The sequence below is a fragment of the Hymenobacter psoromatis genome, from assembly GCA_001596155.1.
Taxonomy (GTDB): Bacteria; Bacteroidota; Bacteroidia; order Cytophagales; family Hymenobacteraceae; genus Hymenobacter.
Genome location: CP014771.1, coordinates 3,424,686 through 3,437,385, shown reverse-complemented (window position 1 = coordinate 3,437,385; position 12,700 = coordinate 3,424,686). Strand labels below are relative to the sequence as shown.

General features: G+C 61.6%; 7 protein-coding genes and 1 tRNA gene. 3 read left to right on the top strand and 5 right to left on the bottom strand.

The annotated features are described in order from the left end of the window. Positions 1 to 4: 4 nt before the first annotated feature. The 5 genes from A0257_14605 to A0257_14585 form a co-directional block, all read right to left on the bottom strand. Positions 5 to 3,052, bottom strand: a complete 3,048-nt coding sequence (locus tag A0257_14605) for an acriflavine resistance protein B (protein ID AMR29787.1) — start codon at positions 3,050 to 3,052, stop codon at positions 5 to 7. A 167-nt stretch (positions 3,053 to 3,219) separates the two neighbouring features. Continuing rightward, complete coding sequence (locus A0257_14600) at positions 3,220 to 4,125, bottom strand: hypothetical protein (protein ID AMR28194.1); 906 nt, start codon at positions 4,123 to 4,125, stop codon at positions 3,220 to 3,222. A gap of 194 nt (positions 4,126 to 4,319) precedes the next feature. Continuing rightward, positions 4,320 to 5,645 (bottom strand): hypothetical protein, encoded by a 1,326-nt coding sequence (locus tag A0257_14595; GenBank protein AMR28193.1) that lies wholly within the window; start codon positions 5,643 to 5,645, stop codon positions 4,320 to 4,322. 289 nt (positions 5,646 to 5,934) lie between these two features. Next, a complete protein-coding gene (locus tag A0257_14590) occupies positions 5,935 to 7,074 on the bottom strand; it encodes a cell filamentation protein Fic (protein AMR28192.1) in 1,140 nt (379 codons plus the stop codon). Positions 7,075 to 7,281: 207 nt separating this feature from the next. Next, positions 7,282 to 7,358: transfer RNA gene (locus A0257_14585), tRNA-Val, on the bottom strand. Positions 7,359 to 7,633: 275 nt separating this feature from the next. On the opposite strand from A0257_14585, the gene A0257_14580 reads away from it, so the two are divergent. The 3 genes from A0257_14580 (at position 7,634) to A0257_14570 (ending at position 12,690) form a co-directional block, all read left to right on the top strand. After that, positions 7,634 to 10,630, top strand: coding sequence for a glycosyltransferase (locus tag A0257_14580; GenBank protein AMR28191.1), 2,997 nt, complete (start codon positions 7,634 to 7,636; stop codon positions 10,628 to 10,630). 56 nt (positions 10,631 to 10,686) lie between these two features. Further along, complete coding sequence (locus A0257_14575; GenBank protein AMR28190.1) at positions 10,687 to 11,388, top strand: hypothetical protein; 702 nt, start codon at positions 10,687 to 10,689, stop codon at positions 11,386 to 11,388. Positions 11,389 to 11,532: 144 nt separating this feature from the next. Further along, positions 11,533 to 12,690, top strand: coding sequence for a cytosine methyltransferase (locus A0257_14570; protein AMR28189.1), 1,158 nt, complete (start codon positions 11,533 to 11,535; stop codon positions 12,688 to 12,690). The last annotated feature ends 10 nt before the right edge of the window (positions 12,691 to 12,700 follow it).

Below are 12,700 nucleotides of genomic sequence, written 5' to 3'. Positions count from 1 at the left end.
CCGCCTACCCCCCGTGCTCGGCCAGCTCCCGCGTCCCCCCGCGGCGGTAGTAAATCAAGCGCATTCCGGTGGGCAGCACGAACAGCAGCATGGGCAGCGCCACCACGAAGCCACCAATCACGGCCACGGCCAGCGGCTGCTGCATTTGCGCGCCCAGCCCGATGCCGAGGGCTAAAGGCGACAACGCCAGAATGGCCCCGATAGCCGTCATCAGCTTGGGCCGGATGCGCAGGGCAATGGCGTAGCGAATGGCCGTGTCCACGTCGCCCGTCTCGCGCAAGGACTCATAGAACTGATGCACCGTGAAAATGGCGTTTTCTGCGATGATGCCCACAATCATAATAATGCCCGTGTAGCTGCTCACGTTCAGCGGAATGCCCGCGAAATATAGCCCCAGCACGCAGCCCGAAATGCCCATCACGGAGATGAAGATGACCAGCAGCGACACCAGCCACTCGCGAAACAAAAACAGTAGTACCGAGAAAACCAACATGCTGGCCATGAGTAGGATAAGCTCCAACTCGCGGAACGAGGACTGCTGCTCGGCATAAGCTCCGGCGTACTGCACGGTGTAGCCGGGAGGTAGGGCCAGCTGCCGCCCCACGTGCCGGCGAATGTCCTGGATGGCCGAGCCCAAATCGCGCCCATCCAGGCGGGCCGTGACTACGGCCACCGACTTCAAATCCTCGCGCCGCAGCTCCACGTCGCCCGGCTCCACGCTAAGCGTGGCGAAGAACGGCAGCGGGCGCACGGTGCCATTAGGCAGAGCAATAACCTGCTTTTTGAGTTGGGCCAGCGAGTTCTGGCGGAAGTCCACGTAGCGCAGCAGCACCTGGCGCAGCTGCTCGCCGTCCTGCACCTGGCCCACCTGAATGCCGCCGAGCGAGCCGGCCTGGGCCGGCGAGACGCTGGCCTGGGTCGCGCCGCTGGTGCTCAACACCTGCCCGCCCACAAGGTCGGCGAGCTGGGCCTGAAAATCGAGGGGCGTGAGGCCGTAGCGGGCCAGCTTGGCCGCGTCGGGCCGAAACACGATGCTGGGGCCGGCCGCCACCAGCCCGTCGTTCACGTCGGCCACGCCGGGCACCGTTGAAAGCGCCTGGCCGAGCTGGGCCGAGAGCTTTTCGAGGGTTTTCTGGTCATCGCCATAAATTTTAACTTCGATGGGCTTGGCGCTGCTCATCAAATCGCCCAGCAAATCGGCAATGCGCTGGCCGAAGTCAATGTCCAGCGCCGGCTCGGTGGCGTGGATGCGCTCGCGCAGATGGGCGATGACCTCGGGGGTCGTCAGCTTGTGGTCGCGCCGCAGCTGGATGGAGTAGTCGCCGTAGTTGGGCTCGGTGGTGAAAAAGCCCATCTGCGTGCCTGTGCGCCGCGAATAACTCTGGATTTCGGGGTTTTTGGTGATGATATTTTTCTCCACCCGCCGCAGCACCAGGTCGGTTTCGGCCTGGCTGGTGCCAGGCGGCATGAAGTAATCGAGCACGATGGTGCCCTCGTCGAGGTCGGGTAGGAAACCGGTTTCGAGCTGGCCCGCCGCCAGCCACGCCCCGAGTCCCAGCCCCAGCAGCAGCGCCAGCGCCAGCAGCGGCCGGGCGAATAAATTGGTGAGCCAGCGCAGCTTGCCGGCCTGCTCGGCGGCGGCGCTGTGGGCGTGCGAATTTTTGCCCGGCCGGTAGCCAATGAGCAGGTGCAGCACCGGCAGCAAAAGCCAGGTGACCAGAAACGAGCAGACCATCGTAATCTGCATCGTGTCCGACAACTCCCGGAAGAAGCTGCCCGCCAGCCCACTCATCAGCCGGAAGGGAAAATGAATGACGATGGTGCTCAAGGACGAGGCCACCATCGCCGGAAACAGCCCGCTGATGGCCACCCGCACCACCCGCACGTTGCTGGCGCTCGGGTCTTCCTCGTGCCCCCGGTATATCTGCTCAATGATGACGATGGCATCGTCAATTATCAGCCCCACCGAGGCCGCGATGGCCCCCAAGGACATAATATCAATGGTAATCCCGAACAGGTACAGCACCAGCAGCGTGAAGCAAACCGTGACCGGAATCGTCAGCAGCACGGCCAAACTGGCCCGCCACGAGCGCAGAAACACGACCATCACCAGGATGGCCAGCGCCAATCCTTCCACGATGCTATGTATCACGCTGTCAATGCTATCGCTCACGAACACCGACTGGTCGTAGTAGGGCTTGAGCGTCATACCGGGGGGTAGGAGGCGGCGCAGCTCGGCGGCTTTGGCGCGGGCATCGGCGGCGAAGGTGGTGAGGTCCACGCCCTGCTGCTTCACCAGGTCGATGAGCACCGCGTCGTGACCGTTGGCATTGATGATGACGAACTCCTGCTGCTCCTGAATGTCCACCGTGGCCACGTCGCGCACCCGCACCACGCGGCCCGAGTCGGCACGCACCACCACCTGGCGCAGGTCTTCCAGGGTGCCCAGGCGGGTATCAGTAAGGGTAAGGTAGAGGCGGCGAAAACTAGCCAGATTGCCGGCCGCCAGCACGAAGTTGGTGTTGGCAAACGCGGCTTGCAATTGGGCCGGCGTGAGGCGCTGGCCGGCCAGCCGTGCCGCGTCGGGAATGACCACGAACTCCTTGGCCTTGCCGCCGCGCACCACCACGTTGGACGCGCCCGGCACCTGCGAAAACAGCGGCCGGGCCAGCAGATTCCCGGCATCGCGCAGGGCAATGGGCGAGCGCGAATTGCTCTCCAATGAGTAGCCCAACACCGGAAACAGCGACTGGTTCATGGCCTCGGTGGTGATGGTGACGCCCGCCGGCAGCAGCCCCTTTATCTCGTTCACCCGACTCTCCAACTGCGCTTTGGTGGCGTACACGTCCACGTGCCAGTCCAGAAAAACCTGAATCACGCACGAGCCGCGGCTGGTGCTGCTTTTCACCACCGTTACGCCCTTCACGCGCTTCACGGCCGCTTCCAGGGGCTTGGTCACGGTTATCATCATGCGGTCAATCGGCTGCTGCCCGGCGTCCGCAATGAGCGTAATCTTGGGAAACGTCACCTCCGGAAACAGCGCCGTCTGCATCCGCGAATAAGCAAACAACCCCGCCGCCAGCAGCAACATCCCGATGAGCAGAATCGGCTTGCGGTAGGTTTGAAAATACGAGCGCTCGGCCGGGTCGGGCAGCAGCGGGGGGGTAGGGCCGGCGGGCTGGCGCGGGGCCGGCGGCGGGGCTAACATAGTCGGCTCGCTCATCGCGTCAGCGTCACTTTGGCGGTGTCGGCCAGCCCGTAGTTACCCGCACTCAGAATCCGGTCATTCGGGCCGAAAACCGGGCTTTTGATTTCGATTTCGGTGGGGTTCTGCACGCCCAGCGTCACCGGGACTTTCACGGCCGTGGAGTCATTCACCAACTTCATGACCCAGAAATCGTGCAGCGTTTCATCGGCCAGCACGCAGCCGGCGGGCAGCACCTGGGCGTTGGGCTGCTTGGTCTGCGTAAGGCGTATCTGCACAATCAGGTTTTCAGGAATCACGCCGGGCGGCTTATCGGGCTTCACCAGGTAGATTTCCGACTGGCCGGGGCTGACGCTGGCCAGCGGGGCCTGCACGGTGCCGGCCAGCCGGGTGCTGTCGGGCAAAATAATGGTGCAGGCCGGCCGGCCCTGCCCCAGCGCGTGGTACTCATAGGGCAAATTCAGCTGGAACACCAGTTGGCTGCTTTCGGCTACCGTGCAGAGCGGCGCGCCTTCCAGCAGGTAGTCGCCGGGCTGCTGAATGGTGAGCACGCTGATAATGCCCGGCGAAGGGGCCGTGACCGTCACCAGCCCGAAGCCCTTGAGCGTGGGGTCGATGCGCGTGATGGCGTTGCCCAGCGCCCGGCGCTCCTTGGTTTCGAGGGTAAAAAGCACCTGCCCGGCCGTCACGCGGTCGCCCAGGCGCACGTTGACGCCCGTTACGTAGCCGGCTACCGGGGCCGTCACGGTACTTTTGCGGGGGTAGGTGGACGTGGCCGGGAAGGTGCGGTACTGCGTCAGGCTCTGGGTGGCTACCGTCACGGCTTGCACCTGGGCGCGGGGGGTAGGGCCGGCCGCCTCGTCGGCGGGCGGGGCCGGGTGGCAGGCGGCGAGCAGGAGCAGGGGTAGGAAGTATTTCATTAAGCTGTTCTGGCGTTCGCCCTCCGCGGCACCTCACCCCCTAGCCCCCTCTCCCGTGGAGAGGGGGGACTAGTTTTTAGTCTTAGTTTCCAGAAATCAGCTTAATAAAAAACAGCTTACTAGAGCTAAATCTAAAGCTAGTCCCCCCTCTCCACGGGAGAGGGGGCTAGGGGGTGAGGTGAACGCGGAGGGCCTTACCACGTCCAATAATTATAAGCATTAATCAGCAGCAGCCGGTTATTCTCCAGCAGCACCAAATCGCGGGCGGCGGCAGAGAAGTTCTTGAGTACCTGCACGTAAAATATCACTGAGAGCTGGCCGGCAATGGTTTCACGCTTGTAAGAGTCGAGCACCTGGCGGTAGCTGGCGAGCTGCTCACGGGCCAGGCGCTGGCGCTCCGTGAGCTGGCGCAGCTCGTATAGTAATTGCTGCTGGCGCACGGGGTTCACGGTGGCGAAATTGCGCTGGTAGGCGCGGGTGGTTTCGAGCAGCACGCTGGTGCGGTCGCGGCTGATTTGGCGTTGGTGGCCGTCGAACAAATACAGGCTCAAATTCAAGCCCGCGCTCACGCCAAAGCGGCGCGGGATGTCGCTCAGGGCGATGGCATTCAGGCCGCCGTTGGCGTAGGCGTTCACCAGCGGCTGGTAGCGCGTCTCGAACACGCGCTGGTTGGCATCCAGCACCAGGCTGTCGAGGCGGTAGCGCTGGGTGAAGCCCGAGAGGCCCACCGGCGGCCCCTGGCGGCGCAGGGGCAGGTCGGTGGGAGCCAGCGCCACCTCGCTGGTGTCGCCGATGCCGCACAAGACGTTCAGGTTCAGCAAATCGCGGTGGTAGGCGGTGCGGTAGGTGTTGAGGAAAATCTGCTGGGTTTCGACTTCAATGTTCAGCAGCAAATAATCCGAGCGCTTGAGCAGGCTGGCATCCACGAGCTTCTGCACCAGCAGGCGCTGGCGGCCCAGAATATCGAGCAATTCGCGCACGTAGCTGAGCTGGTCCTGGTCCTGGCGGCAGAGAATATATTGGTCGCCCACGAAGCGCTCCACATCGTGCAGGGCCAGGCGCGAGAGGTTTTGCTGGCTGCGGGCCAGGCCCTGGGCCTGCTGGGCGTAGGTGGCGAAGCGCTTTTGGTTGAAGAGCGGCTGCGTCACCTGGGCGTAGCCCTGGTAGAGCGAGCCGTTGGTCACGGCCAGGTCGTAGCCCACGTATTTGTTGCTGTTGGCATCGGCCGAGTAGTTAAGCTGGGTGCGGCCGTTGTCCTGGTTAAGGATGGGCACGAACTCGTAATTGGCCACCAGCGTGCCCGTAGCCTTGGTATAAAACGCCCGCAGGCGCTCGGTTTCGAGCTGCGCAGCCTGGCCCTGGTTGCAGATGTCGTGGCTCAGCGGACTGTTGTCGCGGGCCTGGGCCAGGTAAAAGGTCAGGTCGCGCACCGGGGGGGTAGGCGCGGCCGGCTGGGCCAGCCCCGTTCGCCACAGGCCCGCGCTCAGTAAATAAATAACTAGTAGCGTGCGCATAAACACGAGTAGCGAAGGGTAGCTTGCGCTCAATAAAGCAGCAAGCTACTCGCCGATTCGGGGGACTTTCTGAAGCTGGGCTAATTTGGCCTGTCCCTTCGCAGCGCCTATGGCGGTTTCACAGTCAGTATATCGGGGGTAGAGACACTCCTCTTCGCGTCTGCTTCTCACTCCGCGGAGGAAGCTGCTAACGGATAGCCGCGAAGGGTCGCGCCTCTACCCCTAGCAGCTGTAACAGTGAGTTGACTTTATATGAGCAGTAAAGCAACGCCCCGCTGGAAAGCGAGGCGTTGCTTTACATATTGTTAAATGCTTTCAGATAGGGCTCGAATAAGAAAAGCCTATTGCGACTTTGACCAGTCATCTCTTTCAAATAACCATGCTCTTGCATCTGTGCTACAAGCATATTAGCACCTTTATAGCTAAGGTCGCAAGCAGCCGCAGCTTGTTCAACCGTAATGGCAGGATGAACAAAAAGATGCTGAAGCAGCCGCAGTGCAGATGGAGAGCGCCTGCCAAAAGCGCTATGAATAGTATTTTCCATGTCGGCCTTCAAGGCCAAAATGTTGGATAAGGTCTGCACAGCTTGTGTGGCCGTCTGCTCAATACCAACCAGGAAATATTTGAGCCACTGCACTAAATCGCTTTTTTGACGCACTAACGTCAAGTTATCATAATAGAGGTTTTTGTCTTTTTCGAAGTAAGCTGACAGATACAGTAGGGGTTGGTCTAGGATTCCCTCACTAACCAAGTATAGCGTAATGAGTAGCCGGCCAATTCGGCCATTGCCATCCAGGAAGGGATGAATGGTTTCAAATTGATAGTGTGCCATCCCAATGCGGATAAGCGCAGGTACATTGATATCGTCGTTATGCAGAAAGTTCTCCAAGTCACCCATCAGGCTCTGCACCAGCTTATCATGAGGAGGAATGAAGCTCGCATCAGCCAAGCTGTTGCCTCCAATCCAGTTTTGACTTCTTCTGAACTCCCCAGGCTGCTTATGTTCGCCTCGCCCACTGCTAAGTAGCATCAAGTGGGTCTGGCGTAACAACCTCGATGAGATAGGTAACGTTTTCAGTTCCACAATCGCCTCGTTCATCGCCCGGATGTAATTATTCACCTCCTGCCAGTCATTTCGGCGTTCCGGTTGAATCTCCTCTTTAGGCAGAATTGCTTCGTCAAGATTAGTTTGAGTACCCTCAATCCGACTTGATACCACTGCTTCCTTTGTGACGTGCAATTGAATAAATAAATCAATATTTGGCACAAGCCGGGCGAATGAATTTAATTCGCCCAGCTTCACGGCAGCCTTTTCTAAAAGCGCGTTTAACTGCGCTGTCTGCCACGTCCACTCTTCATTAATAGTGGAGGGCACAAAGTAGCGGTAAGCGTTGCCTCTTTCGTAATGGCCAGCTTTGAAATCTTCTAGTTTCATTTTACTCCCATAAGGTTCACGAAAGGTAAACAAGGTTTGCGTTATTTACCTTTAGCCGGCTAAAGGTAAATAACGCAAACCTTGTTTACCTTTTCCGCTATCTTATTGCACTACAAAGGCGTGACAATTAATAGCGGTAGTCTTACTAGCCGGCCCAAATCAAAGACCCCAAACAAAAACCCTCTCCACGGCGCGCAGAGAGGGTTTTAGTGGGCAATATCGGACTCGAACCGATGACCTCTACCATGTCAAGGTAGCGCTCTAACCAGCTGAGCTAATTCCCCAGGGCCGGGCGGCGCGACTGGCGCGCCGGGCGCAAAAGTACATCGGCCGGCCGATTGATGGGCACGGGCGCGGCCCGGAAGCGGCGGGGCGGCCCGGCGCGCGGGGCGGGCGGTGCCCTACCCCCCGGCTGGCGGCCGAAGCCAACGCCGCGGGCGGCCAGCTTATTAGTGCGGGGCCACGCAACCCTGGGCGGGGCGGGGCTGTCGTTGGGATGTGCCGGCCGGCCGCGTGTAGTATCTCCCAACTTACCACCTCTCACCTACTTACTCGCATCATGCCGTCGTTTACCAAGCTCAACACCTGGGTAGGGTGGGCCGTGTTTGCCGGGGCCCTGGCTACCTACCTGCTCACGCTGGAACCCACCGCTTCGTTATGGGATTGCGGCGAATTTATTGCCTGTTCCTACAAGCTGCTGGTGCCGCATCCGCCGGGCGCGCCCACTTTTTTGCTGCTGGGGCGGCTGGTGTCGCTGCTCAGCTTTGGCCACGCGCCGGCGGTGCCGGTGCTCATCAACGCACTTTCGGGGCTGAGCAGCGCCTTCACGGTGCTGTTTCTGTTCTGGATAATTACCCGGCTGGGGGGCCGGCTGCTGCTGGGCGGCAGCGCCCCTACCCCCTCCCAAACCGCCGAGCCCACCGCCGGGCAGGCCGCGCTGCTGCTGGGCGCGGGCGTGGTGGGCGCGCTGTCGTTTGCCTTTTCTGACTCGTTTTGGTTTAATGCGGTAGAGGGCGAGGTCTATGCCATGTCGAGCCTGTGCACGGCGGCCGTGGTGTGGCTCATGCTAAAATGGGAGGCCCGCGCCGACCAGGCCGATTCGGATAAGTGGCTCATCCTCATTGCCTACGTCATTGGCCTCAGCATCGGGATGCACTTGCTGAACCTGCTGGCGCTGCCGGCGCTGGCGCTGGTGTACTACTACCGGCGCGCGGCGCGGCCCACGCCGCTGGGCGGCGTGAGCACGCTGCTGGTCAGCCTGGTTATCGTGGGCTCGGTGCTGGTGGGCATCATTCCGGGCCTGCCCACGCTGGCGGGCTGGTTTGAGGTGTTCTTTATCAATGCGTTGGGCTTGCCGTTTAACTCGGGGGTAGCGATTTTTCTGGCGGTGTTTCCGGGCTTGATTTACGCGGGCTTCCGGCTCTCGTACCGCCGCCGCAGCCAGCTGCTGAACACGGCCATGCTGTGCTTCGTGTTCATTCTGATTGGCTACACGAGCTATTTAATCGTGCCGATTCGGGCCTCGTTTCACCCCACAATCAATGAGAATAATCCCTCGGACGTGCTCTCGTTCGTGAGCTACCTCAAGCGCGAGCAATACGGCTCGCGGCCCCTGCTTTTTGGCCCGCAGCTCGATGCCCGGCCCGACCACTACGAGGAGGGCGCGCCGCGCTACCTGCGCCAGAATGGCCGCTACGTGGAGGCCCTGCCCCGCGCCCAGGAGGCCAGCTACGCCGAAGCCGATAAGATGCTGCTGCCGCGCGTTTACAGCACCTTGCTGGGGCATTTGCAGGAATACCAGAAGTGGCTGCCCGACCTGCAGCCGGGCCAGAAACCCACGATGGGCCAGAACCTGAGCTTCTTGTTTCGCTACCAGATGGGGCACATGTTCTGGCGCTACTTCGGGTGGAACTACGTGGGGCGCGAGTCCGACATGCAGCAGGCGGGCGTGGTGACGCCTTTTAGCGCCGCCCGGAGCACCCTACCCCCTCGTTTTGGGCAGAGCTTCGCGCACAATAATTTCTTCGCCATTCCGCTGATTATGGGGCTGATTGGGCTGTTTTTTCAGGCGTATCGGCGGGGGCACGACGCGCTCATCGTGGGGCTGCTGTTCGGGTTTACGGGCCTGGCCATCGTGGTGTATCTCAACCAGCCGCCCGTGGAGCCGCGCGAGCGCGACTACACCTTCACGGGGGCCACGTTCGCGTTTGCCATCTGGATTGGGCTCGGCGTGCTGGGCCTAGCGCAAGCACTGCATACCGTGCTGCAAAACAGCCAGTTGCGCACGACGACGGCGGTGCTGCTGGGGCTGGCTTCGCCGGCCATTCTCATTGCCCAGGGCTGGAACGACCACGACCGCTCGGGCCGCTACGCTTCGGTGGACGCGGCTAAGAACCTGCTGAATTCCTGCGCCCAAAACGCCATTTTATTCACCAACGGCGACAACGACACGTTTCCGCTCTGGTACGCGCAGGAGGTGGAGGGCATCCGCACCGACGTGCGCGTGGCCGTGCTGCCTTATTTGAATACTGATTGGTATATTCAGCAGATGAAGCGCGTGGCGTATCAGTCGCCGCCGGTGCCCATTTCGATGGGCGACACGTCGTACGCGGCGGGCACCAACGACATGATGCCATTCATGCCCAACCCGGCCGTGGACAGCCTGGACGTGAGGCAGTTCATCGGTCTGGTGGGGCAGGACAGCCCGCTGCTGAAATACACGGATGGCACGTATTCGACCGCCACGTTCCCTACCCCCCGGTTTTTCCTGAAGGTCGATACAGCGGCGGTGAAGCGCCTGGGCATTATTCCGAAAAGCCGCCAGGGCCAGCTCGTGAGCGAGCTGCACTGGAGCATGGGCAAGGGTGCTATTGAGAAGAAAAACCTGGCTATTCTGGATATTATCGCCACCAACAACTGGCGGCGGCCCATCTACTTCAGCTCCACGGTGTCGCCGGCCGACTACATGGGCCTGGAGCCGTATTTCCAGCTCGAAGGGCTGGCCTACCGGCTGCTGCCGCTACGCGACCCCGGCTACGTGCGCAACGGCGACGAGGGCTACGTGGAGCCCGAGCTCAACTACCAGAAGCTGTTGCACACCTTCGCCTACCGCGGCCTCCAGAACAAGAAGATTTATTACGACGAAAACAGCCTGCGCTACCCATCTTACTACCGCGATAAATTCGTGCGCCTGGCCAATTCGTACCTCGCCGCCGGCAACCCGGCCAAGGCCAGCGAAGTCGCCGATTTTTGCTTGCAGGTGATGCCAATGGATACCGTGCCCTACGACACGTTTTCGCCGCTGCTGGCCCCGGCGCTGGTGGCCGGCGGCCAGCGCGCCCGCGCCAACGAGCTGCTGGACACCACCTTCCAGAGCGCCACGCAGTCGCTCTCCTACCTGGCCACCCGGCCCGATGCCGCCCTGTTCGACTTCTACCAGCACCTCGACCTGATTCAGCTTCAGAACGTGTACCGGGCCGCCGCCCAAACCGGCGACACCGGGCGCGCCCAGCGCGCGCTGGCCGTGCTGGAGCCCTACCTGCGGGCGCAGCGCTAGCTTTGCGGGGGCTCTTTTCGGCCCTACCCCCCCTTACTCCCGAACGCTTTTTCACTATGCCCCACCTGCTTATCAACGACCTGGCCGTGGAGATAGTGCGCAAGCCGGTGCGCCAGCTGCGGCTATCGGTGCGGGCGCCGCTGGGCCAGCTGCGCGTCACGGTGCCGCTGGGCACGCCGGAGGCCACCATTCGGGAAGTGGTGCTGCGTAAGCAGGTCTGGATTCGGCGGCACCAGGCGGCTTTTCAGCAGCGCGCGCCCCGGCCCGAGCTGCGCTACGAGTCGGGCGAGACGCACTACTACCAGGGCCAGGCCCTGCGCCTGCTGGTGCATGAGCAGGCCGGCGGCCGCGCCCAGGTGCGGCTTTTGGCCGCTGAGCTACATCTGCACGTGTCCGCTGGCGCTACCCCGACGCAGCGGGCGCAAGTGCTGGCCCGCTGGCGGCGCGCCCAGCTGCAGGCGCACCTGGCGGTGCTCCTTGCTCACTGGGAGCCGGTGGTGGGCGTGCGGGTGGCCGACTGGGGCATCAAGCAGATGAAAACGCGCTGGGGCACGTGCAGCATCCGGGCCCGGCGCATCTGGCTCAACCTGGAGCTGAGCCAGTGGCCCGTGGCCTGCCTCGAATACGTGGTGGTGCACGAACTGACGCACTTGCACGAGCGCCTGCACAACGCGCGTTTCTGGCAGCTGCTGGGCCAGGCCATGCCCGGCTGGCAAGCGCCGCACCAAGCGCTCAAGCAAGGTGCCTTGGGCGGGTAATGGGGGGATAGGGAGGCGCGCCGCGCCAGCCGCCTCTACCCCCACGTACCTCCGGGCTAGGCGCTGCGGCTAGCTGGGGTAGGGGCGGCCGCGTTAACTTTGTTTGCATCGCTTGCCTGGCAGCGCAATTTAAACTCTACTACTATGCCCACCTTTTATGAGTTTTTTGCTGGCGGCGGTATGGCCCGCGCTGGATTAGGGAAGCAGTGGCAATGCCTATTGGCCAATGATTTCAGCCCTAAAAAGGCAGCCGCTTATCGGACAAACTGGGGCAATGATGATTTGGTAGTGGCCGACGTGGCGGCGCTCACGGCGCGGCAGCTTCCCGAGGAGGCCGACTTAGCCTGGGCTTCCTCTCCCTGCCAGGACGTATCGCTGGCCGGCAAAAACCAAGGATTAGGAGCCGCCGAGGCGGAAGTATTTACGCGCTCGGGGGCATTCTGGCACTTCTGGCGGCTGATGCAGGGCCTGCGCCAGGAGCAGCGCGCCCCTAAAATAATTGTTCTGGAGAATGTGTGCGGCATTATCACCTCCAATCGGGGAGCCGATTTTGCCGCTATTGTGGCCGCCTTCATGCGAGAGGACTACAGGGTAGGCGCGGTAGTGATTGACGCGGCCTTGTTTGTGCCTCAATCGCGCAAGCGGGTTTTTATCATCGGGGTGCAGGCTGATTTGGTACTCCCAGCCGGGCTGCACTGGTTACATCCGCTGCCGGCTTGGCACCCCGCTGCCCTCCAACAGGCTTACGCAGGCTTAAACCCTATCCTTCAACAGGCTTGGATTTGGTGGAACCTGCCGTTGCCACCACTCCGTTCGCAAAACTTCCTGGATATAGTAGAAGCCGAGCCAACCGGCGTGCTCTGGCATACGCCGGCTGAAACGGCCCGACTGCTGGATTTAATGAGCGCGGACCATAGGCAGAAAGTGGCCCAGGTAGCGCAAACCGGCCGGCCGGCTGTTGGCGGTATTTACCGGCGGATGCGCCTAAACGCGCAGGGCCAGAAGGTGCAGCGGGCCGAAGTACGTTTTGATGATATAGCGGGCTGCCTGCGAACCGGGTCGGGCGGGTCGTCCAAGCAGTCGTTGCTATTTGTGCATGGCAATTCCATTCGCTCCCGGCTCTTGTCGCCGCGCGAAGCGGTGCGCCTCATGGGCCTGCCCGACGCCTATGTGCTCCCCTCCACCTATGGGGATGCCTACCATCTGGCGGGCGATGGGGTAGCGGTTCCCGTGGTGCGGCACTTGGCGCATCATGTATTCGAGGCAATAGTGGCCGCCCAATTAGTGCCTCAGCTGGCTTAGTTTTTTCAGT